This window comes from Embleya sp. NPDC005575 (assembly GCF_040605455.1).
In the GTDB taxonomy this organism is placed as follows: domain Bacteria; phylum Actinomycetota; class Actinomycetes; order Streptomycetales; family Streptomycetaceae; genus Embleya.
Map to the genome: position 1 here is coordinate 1 of NZ_JBEXCV010000086.1, position 17,684 is coordinate 17,684.

Sequence of the window (17,684 nt, forward strand, 5' to 3'; positions counted from 1 at the left end):
CATGGACCTCGACCGGTTCACCGGAGCCGCCCAGCGCCGTGCCGAAGGTGCAGCCGACTCGGGTCCGGTCCACGAGCTGGACCTGGACGCCATCCAGGCCCTCACCCGCGCACCGGTCCTGCCGGCCTCCATCCCACGTGCACCGGCCTCCGGAGCCGCCGTTCCGCCGGCCCCGTCCCCTCCCGCACCGCGCGCGGCGCTCTCCCGGGCAGTGCGCCCGGGCTCGGCGATAGCGATATGGATCGTCCCCCTGTGTCGTGGCCGGCCGCCCCGTCGTGGCAACCCCCCCCGGGTCACGGCCGGCAAACCGCTCTCTCTCGCGACCGACGGGCCGCCGCGCACGACCACGAACGGGATTCGAGTCGGCGGACCGGGCCGCGGTCGGGGGGTCGAGACCGACTCCCGCCCACTACGGACGCGTTCGGGTACGGAACCGTTCCAGCCGGGCCGCGACTCCCTCGGCCGGCACGGTGACCGCGAACCAGGACGCCTCCACCGCAAGGCCCTCGTCGATCGGCATGTCGACCCCGCGCGTGACCGCCGCCGGACTCGCGGACACCGCACTCGACCGGATGCCGGATCGGCTTCCGCGGGGGGCGGACGAGGTCGACGAGGTCATGGGCGGGGCGCCCCGATCGGGTTGGGTACCGGAATCAGGCCGTTGTCCACCAGGTGTCGGCTCAGCGGCGCGGCCGGCGGGATGGCCTCCTCGACCCCGGCTGACCGCCGCCGGGGAGGAACACACCCGCCGACTGGCGGCGAGCCGCTGGCGGACACCGCGCAACGCGGCGAACCACGTCACCCCGAGCGGCCGAGCCGCCACGCCGGGCAACGAACCCGGCCCGTGTGCCTGACCGGCCCCTCGGCATCGAACCGACCGGCGAACCCCTCCTCCTCCCGTGGGTTCCCGGCGCTCCGGGCCGGGCAGCGACAAGGACATGACCTCTTCCTCCTCCGCCATCACCCCCGAGATGCCGTACACCCAACTGGGCCGCACCGGCCTGACCGTCGCCCGCCTGGTGCTCGGCACGATGAACTTCGGCCCCGCCACCGACGAACGCGACAGCGGCGAGATCATGGACGCCGCGCTCGACGCCGGGGTCAACCTCTTCGACACCGCCGACGTGTACGGGCGCTCCCAGCTGACCGGCGCCGGCGCCCGGGGCGACACCGAGGAACTGGTCGGCCGCTGGCTGGCCCACGGCGATCGCCGCGAGCGGGTCGTGCTGGCCACGAAGGTCTACGGCAGCTGGGGCGACTGGCCCAATTCCGGCGGGCTCGGCGCCCGGCACATCCGCCGGGCCTGCGAGGACAGCCTGCGCCGCCTGGGCACCGACCACATCGACATCTACCAGATGCACCACATCGACCGCCGGGTCCCGTGGGAGGAGATCTGGCAGGCGATGGACCTGCTGGTCGCGCAGGGCAAGGTGCTCTACGTCGGCTCGTCGAACTTCGCCGGCTGGCACATCGCCCAGGCCCAGGAGGCGGCCGCCCGCCGATCCTCACTGGGCCTGGTCAGCGAGCAGTGCCTGTACAACCTGGCCCAGCGGGCCGCCGAGGCCGAGGTGCTGCCGGCCGCGCATGCGTACGGCCTCGGGGTCATCCCGTGGTCGCCGCTGCACGGCGGCGTGCTGGGCGGGGTGCTGGAGAAAGAACGCACCGGCGACCGGCACCGCTCCGCCGGCGACCGGGCGGCGGGCGAGGTGGCCGAGCGGCGCGAGCAGATCCAGGCGTACGAGGAACTATGCGGCAAGCTCGGCACTCCGCCCGGCGAGGTCGCCCTGGCCTGGCTGCTCACCCGACCCGGGGTGACCGGGCCGATCGTGGGACCGCGTACGCGAGACCAATTGGACTCGGCACTGCGCGCGCTGAGCGTCGAACTGAGCCCGGAAACACTCGCCGAACTCGACCGAATCTTCCCCGGCCCGGGCCCAGCGCCGGAGTCTTTTGCCTGGTAGGAGACCTGCCGGGCGGCCGCTGGGAATCCCGCTGCGGGCTGCCGGAAGACCCTCGGTCGACAATGTGACCCAGGTCACACGACTCATCGAAATATCCGGGGACTTCCTGTCCGTTTAACCGAGCGAATCACAATCGGGGAATCGCTCCCCGGTTATCGATCGGGTACCGACAGGAAGGAGCGGATCATGGGCAGCACCGTCGCCGTCGCCGACGTCGCCGAGGACCGCGGTCCGCGACTTCGTGCGGACGCCCGACGCAATCGCGAGCGGATCATCGCCGCGGCGCGCGAGATGTTCGTCGAGCACGGCGCCGAGGTGCCGTTCGACGAGGTCGCACGCCGCGCCGGAGTCGGCAACGCGACTTTGTACCGCCACTTCGCCGACCGCGGCGAGCTCGCACACCGGGTGGTCCTCTCCGTCCTGGAGAGGATCACCGAGCAGGGCGAGCTTGCCCTGGCCGAGGAGTCGGAGGCCTTCGCGGCCCTGCGGCGCTTCGCCCACGCCGCGACGAAGGAGCGGATCGGGGCGCTGTGCACACTCATGTCCGCGACCGTGGACAAGGCACACCCCGAGCTGATGGCCGCCCGGGCGCGGCTGGAGCACCTGGTCGAGACGCTCATGGAGCGCTCTCGCGCCGAGGGCCGGCTGCGCACCGACGTCGGCTCGGGTGACCTGCTGATGGCGATCACCCAGCTCACCCGACCGCTGCCGGGGATGGGTGGCTGCATGGTGAACGACCGCTTCGTGCACCGTCACCTCGACGTGCTGCTCGACGGTCTGTGCTCGCCCGACCCCACCGCGCTGTCCGGCTCCGTCGTGGCGATGCGGGATCTGGAACACCTGGCCGACGAGCCCGAGGGGCAGCCTTCCGGGCGCTGACGCGCCCCCACCGACTTTCGATATCCCTCGGCGGCGCATGACCGCGCAACCGCGTACCGACCACAACACTTCACCGTCGCCCTGCCACTTCCGCGCGGGCGAGGGCGCACCGTCCGTCCCGCGGCGCCCGCCGTCGCTACACACCCCCCAAAGTGAGTGTCTCCATGTCTGCAACCGCCCCGCCCGAGACCGCCATGCCCGATTCCAGGCGCTGGAAAGCGCTGGTCTTCATCGCCATAGCCCAGCTGATGGTCGTCCTCGACGGCACCATCGTGAACATCGCGCTGCCGTCCGCCCAGATCGACCTGGGCATCTCGGACGGCAACCGGCAATGGGTGATCACCGCGTACGCCCTCTCGTTCGGCGGACTGCTGCTCTTCGGCGGCCGGATCGCCGACCTGTGGGGTCGACGCCGCACCTTCATCGTCGGCCTGGTCGGCTTCGCCGCCGCCTCCGCGCTCGGCGGCATAGCCGCGAGCACCGGCATGCTGCTCGGCGCCCGCGCACTCCAGGGCGCGTTCGGCGCACTGCTCGCCCCGTCCGCGCTCTCCCTGCTGGCGGTGATGTTCACCGACGCCAAGGAACGCGCCAAGGCGTTCGGCATCTTCGGCGCGATCGCCGGTGGCGGTGGCGCGGTCGGCCTGATCCTGGGCGGCGTGCTCACCGAGTACATGAACTGGCGCTGGACCTTCTTCGTCAACATCCCGTTCGCCGCGGCCGCCGCGGCCGGTGCCGTGCTGGTCATCCGCGAGCCCGCCGGGTCCCGCAACCGCTCGCCGCTGGACATCCCCGGAGTGGTGCTGTCCTCGATCGGCCTGGGCACCCTGGTCTACGCGTTCACCCGCGCCGAGAGCCACGGTTGGACCGCGGGCAGCACGCTGGGGCTGTTCCTGACCGCCATCGTCCTGCTCGCTTCGTTCGTCTTCGTGGAGAGCCGGGTCGAGGCCCCGCTGCTGCCGCTGCGGGTGATCGCCGAGCGTAACCGGGCCGGCATCTACCTCTCGCTGGGCCTGGCCATCATCGCGATGTTCGGCATGTTCCTGTTCCTCACCTACTACCTCCAGACCGTCAAGGACTTCTCGCCGGTGACGACCGGCCTGGCGTTCCTGCCGATGATCGCGGGCATGATCACCGGCTCGACCCAGATCGGCGCCCGGCTGATGACCCGGGTCCCGGCCCGGTTGCTGATGGGCCCGGGCTTTTTGACCGCCGGTGTCGGCATGCTGCTGCTCACCCGGATCGAGGTCGGCAGTTCCTACGTCGCACTGATCCTGCCCGCGCAGATCCTGCTCGGCTTGGGCATGGGCACCGCGTTCATGCCCGCGATGAGCCTGGCCACCCACGGTGTCCAGGCGCGGGACGCGGGCGTCGCCTCGGCGATGGTCAACACCTCGCAGCAGGTCGGCGGCGCGATCGGCACCGCGCTGCTGAACACCATCGCGGCCGGCGCGACCACCGCCTACGTGGCCTCGCACGCGGCGACCTCGGCGGGCGCCGAGCAGCTGCGCATCCAGGCCGTCGTGCACGGCTACGCCACCGCGATCTGGTGGGCGGTCGGCATCCTGGCCCTGGCCTCGACGATCGCGTTCACCTTCATCACCGTCGGGCACGGCGACAGCACGGTGGTCGCCTCGAACGACAAGGACGCGGAGACGGACGTGGACGAGGTACCGATCCCGGTGCTCGTGCACTGATCGCCGGGGCACGGCTCGCCGCGCACTGTGCGGCCGCACCGATCATCGGGCGCAGACACCCGTCGGAGACCTCCCTCAGCAGTACCCCGGGCGCAGGCCCCACCGTCATCGGCGGTGGGGCCTGCGCCGTATGCGCGCTTCATCACATCGCATCGTGCCCTTGCGCAGGCCCGACGGCTGTCGATCGGGTCCCGTCGCCGACCGTCCGGGTCAGCGGAACACCGGGATCACCTCGGCACCGAACAGTCGGATCATCGAGGCCAGTTCGTCGAAGGAGCCGCGCGTGGACACCGGGCTCGCGCCCGCGGGCAGACCCGCGCCGAACGCGGCGTGCACGTGATCGCTGCCGGTGAGATCCAGGTAGCGGATGATCTGGGCGATCACGTCCTCGGGGCCGCCCCACAGCAGGCGGTCGTGCGCGATCTCCTCGGCGGGTACCTGCTCGCCCGCGTCCAGGCGGCGGAACAGGTCCCGCTCACCGGCGTCCTCAGCCGACTCCCGCCAGTGTTCGAGCAGGCCGCCGACGTACGCCGGCAGCACGTCCTCGGCCACCGTGCGGCGGTCCTTGCCCAGCCACGCGTAGCGGCGCAGCACCCAGTCCGGACGCCTGGCGTGCGTCGCGCAGGCCGCCCGGTAGACCGCCAGGCAGGATCGGGCCCTGGCCAACGACTGCACCGGGCCGCACAACCACGCGTCGCCCAGCCGCGCGGCTCGCTCGACGGCGGCGTCGGCGACGCCCGCCACCCACAGCGGGATGTGCTCCTGGATCGGGCGCGGGTGCACGGTCAGTTCGGGGAAGGTGTGGAAGCGGCCCCGATAGCCGACGTTCTCCCGGCTCCAGAGCAGTCGCAGGATCTCCAGCGCCTCCTCCATCCGCGCGCCCCGGGTGCCGAAGTCCGATCCGTGCGCGATGTACTCCAGCGGCCACCAGCCCAGTCCGACGCCGAGGGTGACCCGGCCGCCGGAGATCTCGTCGATCGTGGCGACCTGTTCGGCGACCCGCACGGGATGGTGTACCGGGAGCTGGAAGATGCCGGTCCCCACCCGCAGCGTCTCGGTCCGCGCGGCGACGGCGGCGAGCAGCGTGAGCGGGTCGCTCATGTTGCCCGGCATGAAGTGGTGGTGGCCGACGGTGGCGGTATCGAAGCCCGCCTCCTCGGCGATCCGGGCGAGCGCGAACGTCCGGTGGTACGGCTGCGCGTGGCCGGGATCCCGAAGCACGGGCAGCGACATGGAGAACCTCATGCGGCCGGAAGCTAGCAGCGTCCTCGCGAGCTCTCCAGGGCCGCGCGGCGCCCACGGGCGGGAGCCGGGTCGTGAGGGCGGTGTCGGGCCGGGGTGTCGGGGCCGGGCATCGCAGGGCGGGTATTCGAATGACCGGATCGGTGGGGCCGGCTGGTGTCGGAACATGATCGACCTACCACGTCTCGACCAACGGGCCCTGCGGATCGCCGAAACGATCGTCGATCGGGTCACGATCGACCAACTCGCCCTGCCCACCCCCTGTTCGGCCTGGAACCTGGGCCGGCTGCCCGCCCACATGACCGGTCGGAACCACGGCTTCGCGGCGGCGGCCCGCGGCGAGATCACCGACGCGAGCGACTGGGCCGACCGCCCGGTGGGCGCCGAACTCGGGAAGGTATTCGCCGCGTCGGCCGAGGCGGTCGCGGTCGCGTTCGCCGAAGACGGCGTGCTGGACCGGGTGCGCCCCGGGCCGACGACGCCGATCCGTGCGGGCGCCGCGTCCCGGCCGATGCCACCCGATCGGCCCCGGAGGTACCGCGCGGCCGGCGCCTCCGGTCGAGCCCGACGGCCCGGGCGGGTCGCGTGCGTGCGTGGCGCGACCGGGCGGGCTCGGCTCGCCGGTACGCTCGCTCGGCGGGGTCGGCGGTAAGGGCGGCGGAGGCGATGACGATGGTCGAACGGGTCGCGGTGGGACTGGTCGGGGCCGGTCCGTGGGCGAGTCAGGTGCACGCACCGGTGTTCGCGACCGGGCCGGAGACCCGGCTCACCGCAGTGTGGGCACGCCGTCCGGAAGCGGCCCGGGAACTCGCGGAGCCCTACGGAGCGCAGGCGTGTGCCGGGTTCGACGAGTTGCTCGATCGATGCGAGGCGGTGGTCTTCGCGATCGCCCCCGAAGCGCAGCCCGCGCTCGCCGAACGGGCGGCACGGGCGGGCAAGGCGGTGCTGCTGGAGAAGCCGATCGCGGGCGACGTGGACACCGCCCGCCGGTTGGCCGACGTGATCGGCGCGGCCGGAGTCGGTTCGATGGTCGCGTTGAGCGCCCGATACGCGCCGCGGGTTCGGGACTTCCTGGTACATCTGGCCGGCGCCGAGACCGCCTGGCGCGGCGGCCGACTGGCTTGCGTCACCGACGCGTTCCTGGACGGCCCGTTCGCGGCATCGCCGTGGCGGCAGACCCGCGGGGCGATTCTCGACGTGGGACCGCACGCGTTCGATCTGATGAGCGTCGCGCTGGGCGACATCGTGGATATGCGGGCCGATTCACCCGGTGCCGGGTGGACGGCGGTGCAACTGGTGCACGCCGGCGGCGCGGTGTCCCAACTGGTGCTGTGCTGCGCCGCCGAGGCCGGCCACCGCTACGACGTGGAGTTGTACGGATCGGCCGGGACCGCCGCGCTCGACCTGTCCACCGCGATCGACGGTGCCGCGTTCGCGGTGCTGCGCGCGGAGTTCGCGAGCCTGGTGCGCGACGGGGGCGAGCACGTGTGCGACGTCCGCCGCGGACTGTATCTCCAGGAGGTCATCGCCCGCGCCGAACAGCAACTCGCCGCGGCACGCTGAACCGCGCGCCGCGACGATCACCTGCGGTGGATCAGGCAGTCGGCTTTCGGGCGATGCCACCGGCCATCAACTTCTGACCGACCGTCAGCGGCTCCTCGACCGGCTCCTCCGGCTGCCACTGCGGCAGGAACACCACGCCCGGCTCGACCAGTTCCAGGCCGTCGAAGTACGCGGATATCTCCTCGATCGAGCGGAAGCGCCCCGACCCCAGGTCGGTGAGCAGCGCCTTCTCCAGCGCGACCGCGTCCGGGCTGGACGCGCAGAAGTGGGTCAGGAAGAGGAAACTGCCGGGCGGCAGCGCCTTCTTGTAGGCCTCGACGATCTGCTCCGGGCCCTCGTCGTCGTTGAGGTGGTGCACGACGCCCACCAGCATCAGACCGACGGGCTGGTCGAAGTCGATCAGTGCGCGCACGTCCGGGTGGGCCAGGATCTCGGCCGGCTCGCGCAGATCGGCGGTGACCACCGTGGTCCGGTCGTTCTCCGCGAGCAGCGCCCGGCCGTGCGCGAGCACGATCGGGTCCTTGTCCACGTAGACCACGCGGGCCTCGGGCGAGTGCTCCTGGGCCACCTGGTGGGTGTTCTGCACGGTGGGCAGGCCGGAGCCCAGGTCGAGGAACTGCCGAATCCCCTGCTCGGCCATGTACCGGACGCCGCGCCCGAGTATCGCCCGATTGTACCGGCCGACATCGCCGATCTCCGGGACGATCGCCAGCGACGCCTCGGCTATCGCGCGGTCCACCGGATAGTTGTCCTTGCCGCCGAGCACCGCGTCGTAGACTCGGGCAATGCTGGGCGTGGAGATGTCGATGCCGACCGGTCGCCAGTCGTCCTTCGGCTCGACCGGAGCGTTGTCCGCCGTTTGCGAGTCGTCTGCCATGAAGGCTCCCACCGTGGGTTGAGTGATGATCAGTTCCCGTTGGTGGTAAGCCTATTGGTGCTCGACTCGGTTTTGTTGCCCGCCCCCGCAGTGTTTCGGGTCGCGCGGTTCCGGCGAACTCCCGTGCTGCGGGCGGACGTCGGCCCCGGGCGCGGTCGTGCCCGGACCACGGCGGCCCGGGTCAGCGCGGGTCGGCCCGACCCTCGCCGCCCCGATCGCCGTAGCGGCGCTCGAACTTGGCGATCTCGCCCTCGGGATCCACCGGCCGGGCATTGCCCGTGTAGAACGGGTGGCTCTCCGAGGAGATCTCGACGTCGATCACCGGATAGGTGTTCCCGTCGTCCCATTCGATGGTCTGTTCGCTGACGGCGGTGGACTTGGTGAGGAAGGCGTATCCGGCGGACCTGTCCCGGAAGACGACCGGGCCGTACGACGGGTGCTTGTCCTGCTGCATGGTCGCTCCTTTGTTGCTTTCCGGTGTGCCATCGGGCCAACGCGCGGCGCGCCCGGGTTCTTCCGACAGCCTCGCGACGAAGCGCCGGCCCGGCGTCGGCACCGGCGCGGCCGGCGGGCGGGCGGCCGCGGGGCGTCAATCAGGTGGCGGCGTCGCCTCCGTGGAGGCGGCCGAGACTCTCGGGAACGGGCGTGGGTAGTGCGCGCCGAGGTGGAAGCGGTCGGCCAGGACGTCCGCGAAGGCCGCCGCGATCCGGTACTCGCCGGCCTGGTTCGGGTGCAGGCCGTCCCCGGTGTGGTCGGCCGCGACGAATTCGGCGTCGGTGGTGGCCACCACGATCGGCGACTCGTCGCTGTTCAGGTCGGCCGCGATGGCATCGATACGGGCGTTGAAGCCCGCCGCCCGGGCGGCGAACTCCGGGTCCGGGCCCGCCTGATGGGTGGGCAGGACATGACCGAGCACGATCCGTAGCCGCGGATTGGCCCGGCGGGCGTCGCGGATGAAATCGCGCAGGTCCGCGTCGAACCGGGCCGGTTCGATCGTCGGCCGCAGGTCGTCGACCCCGAGCAGGATCAGCAGGTAGTCGGGTTGGTACTCGGCCACCTCGGCCTCGATGTCGCCGAGCGGGTCCTTGGACCCGACCATGTCGAGCCGCACGTCGTGGGCGCGCAAGTGTCGCCACAGTCGGTAGCGCCAGGTACGGTCGCCGCTGCCGACATGACCGATCGAGTCCCCGGCGATCATCACCGGGACCTCGTGTCTCGCGCCCGTCATCGTGCCTCCCGGGTCGATCCACCGGCCGTATCCGGGCAGCGGTCCTGTCCACACGGTAGATTCGCCGCGCGGACGCCGCCTGCTCGGCTACCGCGAACGGGTGGGGTTGAAAACGTTACCGAGTAACGCCCGGGTGGTCGGTCAGTCCCTCGGCCGGCCGATCGAAGGCCCGCTCCGCCGTCGCCCGGGCCGCCGGATGCAGGGCCGCCGCTCGCTCGCCCGCCGCGATCCGCCGCCGGTTCTCCCGGGCCGGGATCCGCTGCACCGCGATGATCCGGCCGGCTGCCAAGCGTGCCTGCATCCCGTCCGCATCCGCGTCCGCGGGCGAAGCCGAGGCGCCGAGCGCGTCGGCCAACGCCTGCTCCGAACGTTCGGTGTCCCGTACAACCGGGCCACCAGACTCGGGGTCCCGTACAGCAGCCGAGGCAAGGCCGGCACCTGCGGATGGTCGCTGAGCCCGATGACCCGATCGTGTCGATCCAATCCGGCCAAAAAAGTGCCGGCGCAGCGCCGTCAGCGCCGAGACGCCCGCCGGCCGCCCGGCCACCACCCGGCCGGCCTCGTCCTGGTGGTCGGCGAACCGGTACAGCACCAGGTCCTCCTTGGTCGGGAAGTACCGGAACAGCGTTGGCTTGGAGACGTCCGCAGCGACCGCGACCTCGGCGACCGACGCCCGATCGAAGCCCCTCGCCGGGAACAACCCGATCGCGACATCGGAGATCGTCGCCGCCCCCGCAGCCGCCTGCGCTCGCGCAACCCCGTCTCACCGCTCATGCGCGGCACCCTACGCCGACCGGAGGCCGGTATCGTCCGGTGATCGGGCACGGCACGGGTGTGACCGCAGCGCCGCTACGCCGCGTCCACGACGCCGATCTCGCGCGCCTGGAGTCCCGCGAGCACCACGTCCACCACCGACCGCGATCCACATCCGTCGATGTCCACCACGATCGCGCGCCGAGGGTCGGCTTCGAGCGCGAGCGCGACATGCGCCTCCGCGATCCGCTCCAACGCGGCGCGGCGGGTCAGCCAGCCCCGGTCGTCGGCGGAAAGCACCTGCTGCGCGGACAGTCGGTCGCGCAGTGTCCGGGCCGAGGCGGTCAGGTGGACGGTGACCGTCGGCTCCTCCAGTACGGCCCGGTATTCGGCGACCTGGGCGCTGAGCCTGCTCCCGTCGGCCCGGTAGATCACCGCACCGTCGGCGGCGACTCCGGCCGCCCACGTGTGCACGATCACCGGCCCCGCCGAGCGCTGCCGCTTGACCAGCGCGTCGGCCCGGAGCAACCCGGCCAGACCGAGGCCGTAGCCGGCACGGGCGTCGAGGCGGATCGATTCGGCGCGCCCGGCGATCGGCGTGCAGCCGAGCGCGGTGCCGAGGGTGTCGGCGAGAGCGGCGCCGCCCGCACCGGGTGGCCCCTCGATCGCGATGAACGTGTGGTGGTCGGTGCGCCCGGCGGGAGCGGGCCCTGCGAGCGTGGTCGGGGTCATCGCGGTGTCCTGGTTCGCTGGGATGGCCGTCGGTCGCGGACGGACCCGTCCGATCATGCGAGCACGTCGCCGGCCGTCGCCCCTCCACGGTGCCTGATCCCGGGATGCCCCCGCAGGATCGACCGGGCGAACATCAGGCAACCACGAGGGTACCCGTCGGGGCGGCCGAACATCGAACTCGCACTGCGTGAAGGCCCGTTCACGCTCACACACCGTGGATTCCCGGACCTTTTCCACCCCGTCGCGCCCAGGCCGCGTCCTGGAGCCCGCCGCCGATGACCGGCGCCGGCCCGCCACGCTGATCGGCCGCCCATGAGGACAAACCCGACGGCCCCTCGGTTAGGCTCCCCGGATGTCACAGCTTCCGACGGTCGCCGAGATCACCGCACTGCACAAGGCATACGCACCGAACCGAGCGGTCTTCGAGAAGGTGCACACACATTGCGGGATCGTCTGGCGGATCGCCGAGCAGTTGCTGACCGGACCCGGCGGCGCCGGCGTTGACCGTGACCTGGTCCGGGCCGGGTGCCTGCTGCACGACATCGGGGTCTACCGCCTCTACGACGAGAACGGCCGGCTGGACGGCGCCAACTACGTGCGGCACGGGCTGCTCGGCGTGGAGATCCTGCGCAAGGAGGGCCTGCCCGAGTCGCTGCACCGGTTCTGCTCGTGCCACACCGGCGTCGGGTTGACCCGGCACGACGTGCTGATTCGGCAGTTGCCGATCCCGGTGGACGACTACGTCGCCGAGTCCACCCAGGAGCGCCTGGTGATGTACGCGGACAAGTTCCACAGCAAATCGAACCCGCCGCGCTTTTTGCTCCCCGACACGTTCGCCGCGAAGATCCGGCGCTTCGGGGACGACAAGGTGGTCGCGTTCCAGGCGCTGGCCGAGGAGTTCGGCACGCCCGAACTCGAGCCGCTCGCAGCCGAGTTCGGGCACCGCATCAGCTGAGCTGGTCGGCCCGGGATCCGGGTCCGGTGGGCGTGGCCGGGTACTCCTCCGCCGATTCCCGGCCGGCCGCGCCGGCGGATCGCCCGCCGGGTGGATCGTGCTGCGGGACAGTCCCGACACCCGGGCCGCCCGGGACACCGTCGAGCGGATTCGCGCGGCGCTGCACTCGGGACCGGAGGAGACCCGCTCGGCCCTGGTCCGCAGCCTGCTCATCCCGGCGCCGGCGCTGGAGATCGGCCCCCGGTTCCGGCGGCCGGGACATGCGAAAGACTGAGCCGTCGCAGGTCGACCTGCCAAAGCGTCGACCATCCGAGCGAGCCGATCCGGAGGCAGCGTCACCATGACCCCACCGCCGTCCCATCCCCGCACCGCCGAGCAGCGCAAGCAGGACACCCTCGATCGACTCGAACACGACGTGGACGCGTGGGTGGCCACCGCCGACGCGAAAACCGGTACGCCGTACCTGGTGCCGCTGTCCTTCCTGTGGGACGGCAGCACGCTGCTGATCGCGACCGCTTCGGCGAGTCCGACCGCCCGCAACCTGCTGGCCGGCGGCGCGCTGCGGCTGGGGATCGGGCCAACCCGGGACGTGGTCATGATCGAGGCCACCGCCGAACCCGTCACGACGAGCGAGATCCCCGGTGACGTGGCCGACGGCTTCGCCGAGAAGAGCGGTTTCGACCCACGGGTACTCACCACCTCCTACCACTACTTCCGCATCCGCCCGAACCTGGTGCAGGCCTGGCGCGAGGCGAATGAAATCAAGGGCCGCGACGTGCTCCGCGACGGCACCTGGCTGATTCCGTAGCCAAAAGCGCTGCGACGCGCCGGGCTTGACCGGCCCGCCGCCGGTCTCTCGTGAGTGCCGGCGGCGGGGGTCGTCGGGGAGCTCGGCTGCCGGGGGACGGCGGCAGCCGAGCGGCTCAGCTACCGAAGTAGACACGCTGCGCTAAGGGAGCGTGTCCAGGTGCGGGCCGACCGTGTTGGAGAACTGGTTGCCGTTCAGGGCGTCCCAGTTGGTCGACCAGGTCATCGCGCCGCGCAGACCCGGGTAAGTCTTGCTCGGCTTGAACGTCCCGCAGCCGGTGCCCTTGGCGAGGCAGTCGAGCGCATTGTCGACCACGCTCGGCGAGACGTAGCCGGATCCGGCACCGCGCGGGGAGGCGGGCAGGCCCAGGCCGACCTGCGAGGGGGCCAGGCCGCCTTCGAGTTGGATGCAGGCGAGGCCGGTCATGAAGTCGACCGTGCCCTGGCTGTACACCTTGCCGTCGCAGCCGAGCATCGCGCCGCTGTTGTAGTACTGGGTGTTGACGACGGTCAGGATGTCCTTGATCGCCAGCGCGGTCTTGAAGTACTCGGTGCCGGTGGACTGCATGTCCAGGGTCTGCGGCGCCATGGTGATCACCAGGCCGGCGCCGACCTTGCCGGACAGCGAGCGCAGCGCCTGGGACATGTAGGTGGCGTTGATGCCGTTTTCCAGGTCGATGTCCACGCCGTCGAAGCCGTAGGTCTGGATCAGCGTGTACAGCGTGTTCGCGAAGTTGGTCGCCGACGTGGAGCTGTTGACCGAGACGGTGCCCTTCTCGCCGCCGACCGAGATGATCACCTTCTTGCCGGCCGCCTTCTTGGCCGCGATGTCGGCCTTGAACGCCGCCTCGGAATAGTTCAGCGCCGGATCCAGAGTGAACGAGACGCCGCCCGGGGTGCCGGTGGCGTCCGCGAACGACACGGCGATGATGTCGTATTCGGCAGGCACCTGGGCGATGGTTTGGATGGTGGCGCCGTTGTCGAAGTTCTGCCAGTAGCCGGTGAGCACGTGCTTGGGCAGTTGGCCGCCGCCTCCGCCGGTGCCGGTGCTCGCGGTCACCGCGGCCGACCTGGCCGACTCACCCGCCGAGTTGGTGGCGCTGACCTGGAAGCCGTAGGACGTGGACGCGGTCAGGTTGACGGCCGTCGCGCTCGCTCCGGACACGGACTGCACCTTGGTGCCGTCCTGGTAGAGGTTGTAGCCGGTCGCGCCGGGCACCGGGTCCCACGACAGCGGGATGCTCGACGACGTGGGTGCTCCGGCGGCCAGGCCGGTGGGGGTGGCCGGGATCTGGGTGCCGCCGCCGGGGCCGGCGAGGGTGATGTCGTCGGCGAAATAGGCGGGTTGGCCGTACCAGCCGTGGGTGTAGACGGTGACCGAGGTGGTCGACGGACCGGTGCGGAACGTGGTGGTGAGTTGCTGGTACGTTCCGGCGCTTGGCGTCCAGGTGGACGGGTCGGTGGTACCGGTGCCGGTCGCGCCCAGGTATACGTAGCTGCCCTGGACCCAGGCGCTCAGCGTGTAGGCGGAGTTCGGCAGCACCGTGACGGTCTGTGCGCATCGGGCGTTGTCGGAACCCGCCGGGGTGGCCTTGAGCGCGCCGGTGCCGGTATGCGTGGGGGTGCTCACCGCGGTGCCGGAACCGGCCGAACAGGTCCAGCCGGAGAGGCCGTTCTCGAAGCCGGGGTTGCTCACCAGGTTGTCGGCGGCCTGTGCGTTGCCGGCGACGGCGACGGCGACGGTCGGACCGGCACCGGCCAGGGTGAGCGCCGCGAGTGCGGCGAGGGTGGAGTGTCCGCGGCGAGGGGACTTCGCCTGCGGAACATGCGAAACGCGTGCCACTACTGCCTCCGTGCGTGGAGAAGCGATGTGGGTGGACGTGGTACCGCCGGATGCGCGACAGCCCGCCCTGTGCGCATATTGGTCTAGGCCAAAATGGTCCAGACCAATAGAGCGTGTCAAGGTTTCCACCCGATCCGACTCCGTTTACCTCGCCGTCCCCAACCAATTACTCTCCGCAGCTGCTCGATTGCCGTGCCCACGACCGGATTTGCCGCCCGATCCGCTCCCGCCGACGGCACCGGCGCCGATCATCAGGAAGCTCCAGATCCCGTGGTTGAAGGAGGCGCCGAGCCGATCGAGGTCGGTCTTCACCGTGCTCACCGGCCCGTCCTCCGCGCTCGCGGTGGCCGCCGTCGCCGCCTGGATTCTGGGCAGTTGGCTCCGGCTGCGCCAGGACCACGCCGACGCGTTGCGGGCGCAGACCGCGATCTCGGCGGTGCAGGCCGAACGGCTGCGGATCGCCCGCGAACTGCACGACATGGTCGCGCACAGCATCGGCGCCATCGCGATCCAGGCGGGCGCGGCGAAGCGGGTGATCGCGACCCAGCCGGACGGTGCGCGCGAGGCGCTGGGGGTGATCGAGACGACGAGTCGGGAAACGCTGACCGGGCTCCGGCATCTGCTCGGCGCGCTGCGCGAACCGGACCCGGATCCGGACGCGGGCTCGCAGGCGGGGTCGAAGACGGGCGGGTGGTCGGCGTCGAGCGGGCGCGAACGGGCGTGCGAGGTGCCGGATTCGCGGCCCGCCGCGCCGGCGCCGAGCCTGGCGGACCTGGATCGGCGGTGGCGAGCACCGCCGCTTCCGGTGTCCGGATCGACGTGCGGTGGCCCTGCACGCCCGCGCACCGCAGACCGCCGACCCGGCCCACTGGCTGCTCTCCACCGCCGCTCTCGCCCTCGGCCTGTGGCTCAGCGAACGCGGCACGTGCGCGTGGGGCCAATGCGCCGCCCCCGACTGCGCCGACTACTTCATCGACACCGGCCGCCGAGCCCCCCAGCGCTACTGCGGCACCCGCTGCGCGACACGCGTGCGAGTGGCCACCCACCGCGCCCAGAAATCGACCACGAACCGACCCGAATAGGGTCCGCCGTCCCGTGGATCGGGTGCGGATGCGCGGAGTCGGACGATCGGCACGGCGAGACGACGACACGACGCCGAAAGGCGACAGTGCCGTGGCGCACATGGCCACGCTCGCATCGAGTCGAACCCGCAGCCTGCGAGCCGAGGCCCGCGAGCCGAGGCCCGCGAGTCGAGGCCGCGAGCCGAGGTCCGCGACCCCTCGGAGCCGAAACGGCCCGCGCCCGTGGAGTTCACCCCCGGCCGGGTGAAACGGGTCCGGGGGCCTCGGTCGGCGGTGCGACCCGGGTGGCTCGCGGTATCGGGCGGCGGCGGTGGACGACGATCAAAATGTCGACCCACGCAAAGGCGGCCGCCACCGCGCACACGGCGGCGGCCAGGATCCAGAGCCCGCGGGCGTCGGCCAGATCGGTATCCGCGGCCACGGCGCACAGCGTGCCGGCCACGATCAGGACGGGCAGCGCGATCCCGGCGGGGGCCAACCGCATGGCGAGCGGGCCGAACTCGGCGGGCGGGCGGCGGCCGGAGCCCCGACTCGGAGTCGGACGGGCAGCTGAGGCAGTCATGGTCGAAACCTACCCGGGTCACACCACGCGAGCGGGCCCGGCCGGTCTCGGCCCGCCCCCGTCCCGACGTCCGCGCCGCATCGACGCCTACCCGACCGTATGCACCCGAGGCTCGCGCGGGCCGCGGAACGGCTGCGTCCGGCTGAGGACGAGGTTGGTGGTCGTACTCCCGAACCGGGCCAGCGCGTCGACGATCTCCTCCAGGTGGGACATCGACGTAGCCGCCACCTTCAGGACGTAACAGTCGTCCCCCGTGGTGCGCAGGCACTCCAGAATCTCCGAGCGCTCCCCGAGCAACCGGCGCAGCGGCTCGTGCCGGGTCCCCGGGTACTTCAGCCGAACCACGGCCAGTACCGCATATCCGGTCCGTTCCAGAGCCACTTCGGCCCGGTAGCCCGTGATCACGCCGGCCGCCTCCAGCCGCCGCACCCGCTCGGTCGTCGCCGACGCGCTCAGATTCACCCGCCGGGCCAGCTCCGTATAGGCGATTCGGCCGTCCCGCTGAACCTCGTCCAGGATCGCCCAGTCCGTCGCGTCAAGATTCTCGGTCATCCGCTCAGATTACCGGTGGATCCCCGGCCGAACCGCGTCTGAACAGGCAGGATTCCCTTCTGAAGATCCCTGACGCCTGGCTAGGCTCGACGTCGTGAAGATCGGAGTCAACGTCCTCAATTTCGGCCCCGGCACCGACCCGGGAGTCCTGCGGAACTGGGCCCGGACCGTGGAAGGTCTGGGTTTCGACCTACTGATGGTGTCGGACCACGTCGCCATCACCCCCGACGTCGCCGAGCGGTATCCGGCGCCCTTCTACGAGCCTTTCACCACGCTGTCCTGGCTGGCCGGCATCACCACGCGGGTCCGGCTCGGCACGACGGTCCTCATCGCGCCCTACCGGCACCCGTTGCTCACCGCCCGGATGGCGGCCAACCTGAACGAGCTCAGCGGGGGCCGGTTCGTCCTCGGCGTCGGGGTGGGCTGGGCACGACAGGAATTCGCCGCGCTCGGGATCCCGTTCGAACGACGCGGCCGACTGACCGACGACCACCTGCGGGCCGTTCGGGCGGCCTGGGCGGACACGGCCGCATATGGGAACGGGACCATCCCGGTGTGGGTCGGCGGCCACAGCGACGCGGGGCTGCGCCGGGCCGTACGGCTCGGCGACGCGTGGCATCCGCTGCGCTGCACCATGCCGTGGCTCCGCGAAGCCCTGGTCAAGCTGGAGACCTTCGCGGACGAGGAAAACCTTCCCATGCCCGGATTCGCCCCTCGAATCGCCCTCAAACCCACCGCGACACCGGTCGGCGGATGGCAACGGCTCGCCGGGGAGGGCACGATCGACCAGATCGTCGACGACCTCGAGCAACTGCGCCTGCTGGGCGCCGAGACCGTCGTCCTCGACCCGTACGGCGGCGACCCTCGCGAGACATGCCACCCGCAGGCGGCCTGGCAGGCACTCGCCACGGTCGCCGCACGGTTCCACACCCCCCGCACGTGAACGGAGCAATC

Annotated in this window: 20 protein-coding genes and 2 pseudogenes; 11 read left to right on the plus strand and 11 right to left on the minus strand. The window is 71.6% G+C overall.

Features of this window, described 5'->3' with window-relative positions; genetic code table 11:
* Nucleotides 1-409: 409 nt before the first annotated feature.
* A complete protein-coding gene (locus ABZS54_RS25805) occupies nucleotides 410-559 on the minus strand; it encodes a hypothetical protein (protein WP_355540628.1) in 150 nt (49 codons plus the stop codon).
* 412 nt (nucleotides 560-971) lie between these two features.
* Here ABZS54_RS25805 and ABZS54_RS25810 point away from each other — a divergent pair, with 412 nt between their 5' ends.
* The 3 genes from ABZS54_RS25810 to ABZS54_RS25820 all read left to right on the plus strand — a co-directional run bounded on the left by ABZS54_RS25810 (nucleotide 972) and on the right by ABZS54_RS25820 (nucleotide 4,534).
* On the plus strand, nucleotides 972-1,961 hold the full coding sequence (locus ABZS54_RS25810) for an aldo/keto reductase (RefSeq protein ID WP_355540730.1): 990 nt from the start codon (nucleotides 972-974) through the stop codon (nucleotides 1,959-1,961).
* 186 nt (nucleotides 1,962-2,147) lie between these two features.
* Nucleotides 2,148-2,840 carry a TetR/AcrR family transcriptional regulator gene (locus ABZS54_RS25815; protein WP_355540631.1) on the plus strand — a complete coding sequence of 231 codons (693 nt, stop codon included), beginning with the start codon at nucleotides 2,148-2,150 and terminating at the stop codon, nucleotides 2,838-2,840.
* A gap of 164 nt (nucleotides 2,841-3,004) precedes the next feature.
* The gene (locus ABZS54_RS25820) at nucleotides 3,005-4,534 is read left to right on the plus strand and encodes an MFS transporter (protein ID WP_355540634.1); all 1,530 of its coding nucleotides are present in this window, start codon (nucleotides 3,005-3,007) and stop codon (nucleotides 4,532-4,534) included.
* A 210-nt stretch (nucleotides 4,535-4,744) separates the two neighbouring features.
* Here the strand turns inward: ABZS54_RS25820 and ABZS54_RS25825 are convergent, their stop codons facing one another.
* Nucleotides 4,745-5,779: an LLM class flavin-dependent oxidoreductase gene (locus tag ABZS54_RS25825; protein ID WP_355540637.1), complete on the minus strand. Its 1,035-nt coding sequence runs from the start codon at nucleotides 5,777-5,779 to the stop codon at nucleotides 4,745-4,747.
* A gap of 163 nt (nucleotides 5,780-5,942) precedes the next feature.
* Here ABZS54_RS25825 and ABZS54_RS25830 point away from each other — a divergent pair, with 163 nt between their 5' ends.
* Nucleotides 5,943-6,428, plus strand: coding sequence for a maleylpyruvate isomerase N-terminal domain-containing protein (locus ABZS54_RS25830; RefSeq protein WP_355540640.1), 486 nt, complete (start codon nucleotides 5,943-5,945; stop codon nucleotides 6,426-6,428).
* A 14-nt stretch (nucleotides 6,429-6,442) separates the two neighbouring features.
* Nucleotides 6,443-7,339, plus strand: coding sequence for a Gfo/Idh/MocA family oxidoreductase (locus ABZS54_RS25835; RefSeq protein WP_355540643.1), 897 nt, complete (start codon nucleotides 6,443-6,445; stop codon nucleotides 7,337-7,339).
* 31 nt (nucleotides 7,340-7,370) lie between these two features.
* On the opposite strand, the gene ABZS54_RS25840 is transcribed toward ABZS54_RS25835, so the two are convergent.
* From ABZS54_RS25840 to ABZS54_RS25860, 5 genes and pseudogenes are all read right to left on the minus strand, one after another.
* The gene (locus tag ABZS54_RS25840; RefSeq protein WP_355540646.1) at nucleotides 7,371-8,216 is read right to left on the minus strand and encodes an SAM-dependent methyltransferase; all 846 of its coding nucleotides are present in this window, start codon (nucleotides 8,214-8,216) and stop codon (nucleotides 7,371-7,373) included.
* Nucleotides 8,217-8,397: 181 nt separating this feature from the next.
* Nucleotides 8,398-8,670, minus strand: a complete 273-nt coding sequence (locus tag ABZS54_RS25845) for a type B 50S ribosomal protein L31 (protein WP_355540649.1) — start codon at nucleotides 8,668-8,670, stop codon at nucleotides 8,398-8,400.
* A gap of 135 nt (nucleotides 8,671-8,805) precedes the next feature.
* A complete protein-coding gene (locus ABZS54_RS25850; RefSeq protein ID WP_355540652.1) occupies nucleotides 8,806-9,444 on the minus strand; it encodes a GDSL-type esterase/lipase family protein in 639 nt (212 codons plus the stop codon).
* 115 nt (nucleotides 9,445-9,559) lie between these two features.
* A pseudogene (locus tag ABZS54_RS25855) lies at nucleotides 9,560-10,218 on the minus strand (TetR family transcriptional regulator).
* A 75-nt stretch (nucleotides 10,219-10,293) separates the two neighbouring features.
* The gene (locus tag ABZS54_RS25860; protein ID WP_355540655.1) at nucleotides 10,294-10,929 is read right to left on the minus strand and encodes a hypothetical protein; all 636 of its coding nucleotides are present in this window, start codon (nucleotides 10,927-10,929) and stop codon (nucleotides 10,294-10,296) included.
* Between the two features lie 352 nt (nucleotides 10,930-11,281).
* Between ABZS54_RS25860 and ABZS54_RS25865 the strand changes: the two genes are divergently transcribed.
* The 3 genes from ABZS54_RS25865 (at nucleotide 11,282) to ABZS54_RS25875 (ending at nucleotide 12,692) form a co-directional block, all read left to right on the plus strand.
* Entirely contained in the window at nucleotides 11,282-11,884 is a 603-nt protein-coding gene (locus tag ABZS54_RS25865; RefSeq protein WP_355540658.1) for an HDIG domain-containing metalloprotein, read from the plus strand.
* A gap of 97 nt (nucleotides 11,885-11,981) precedes the next feature.
* Complete coding sequence (locus tag ABZS54_RS25870; RefSeq protein ID WP_355540661.1) at nucleotides 11,982-12,158, plus strand: hypothetical protein; 177 nt, start codon at nucleotides 11,982-11,984, stop codon at nucleotides 12,156-12,158.
* A 66-nt stretch (nucleotides 12,159-12,224) separates the two neighbouring features.
* On the plus strand, nucleotides 12,225-12,692 hold the full coding sequence (locus ABZS54_RS25875) for a pyridoxamine 5'-phosphate oxidase family protein (RefSeq protein ID WP_355540664.1): 468 nt from the start codon (nucleotides 12,225-12,227) through the stop codon (nucleotides 12,690-12,692).
* Between the two features lie 141 nt (nucleotides 12,693-12,833).
* Here ABZS54_RS25875 and ABZS54_RS25880 read toward each other — a convergent pair whose 3' ends face one another.
* A complete protein-coding gene (locus ABZS54_RS25880) occupies nucleotides 12,834-14,453 on the minus strand; it encodes a glycoside hydrolase family 18 protein (protein ID WP_355540733.1) in 1,620 nt (539 codons plus the stop codon).
* Between the two features lie 225 nt (nucleotides 14,454-14,678).
* Nucleotides 14,679-15,038, minus strand: a complete 360-nt coding sequence (locus tag ABZS54_RS25885) for a hypothetical protein (protein WP_355540667.1) — start codon at nucleotides 15,036-15,038, stop codon at nucleotides 14,679-14,681.
* Here ABZS54_RS25885 and ABZS54_RS25890 point away from each other — a divergent pair.
* Both ABZS54_RS25890 and ABZS54_RS25895 read left to right on the plus strand, forming a co-directional pair.
* Nucleotides 15,013-15,117, plus strand: a pseudogene (locus ABZS54_RS25890) (hypothetical protein); the annotation flags it as partial. The gene ABZS54_RS25885 and the pseudogene ABZS54_RS25890 sit on opposite strands and share 26 nt — an antisense overlap.
* Nucleotides 15,118-15,358: 241 nt before the next feature.
* Nucleotides 15,359-15,616 (plus strand): CGNR zinc finger domain-containing protein, encoded by a 258-nt coding sequence (locus ABZS54_RS25895; protein WP_355540670.1) that lies wholly within the window; start codon nucleotides 15,359-15,361, stop codon nucleotides 15,614-15,616.
* Between the two features lie 229 nt (nucleotides 15,617-15,845).
* Here the strand turns inward: ABZS54_RS25895 and ABZS54_RS25900 are convergent, their stop codons facing one another.
* Together ABZS54_RS25900 and ABZS54_RS25905 are read right to left on the minus strand one after the other, a co-directional pair.
* Nucleotides 15,846-16,178, minus strand: coding sequence for a hypothetical protein (locus ABZS54_RS25900; protein ID WP_355540673.1), 333 nt, complete (start codon nucleotides 16,176-16,178; stop codon nucleotides 15,846-15,848).
* Between the two features lie 87 nt (nucleotides 16,179-16,265).
* The gene (locus ABZS54_RS25905) at nucleotides 16,266-16,730 is read right to left on the minus strand and encodes an Lrp/AsnC family transcriptional regulator (protein ID WP_355540676.1); all 465 of its coding nucleotides are present in this window, start codon (nucleotides 16,728-16,730) and stop codon (nucleotides 16,266-16,268) included.
* A gap of 94 nt (nucleotides 16,731-16,824) precedes the next feature.
* On the opposite strand from ABZS54_RS25905, the gene ABZS54_RS25910 reads away from it, so the two are divergent.
* Complete coding sequence (locus tag ABZS54_RS25910; protein WP_355540679.1) at nucleotides 16,825-17,673, plus strand: TIGR03619 family F420-dependent LLM class oxidoreductase; 849 nt, start codon at nucleotides 16,825-16,827, stop codon at nucleotides 17,671-17,673.
* Nucleotides 17,674-17,684: the final 11 nt, after the last annotated feature.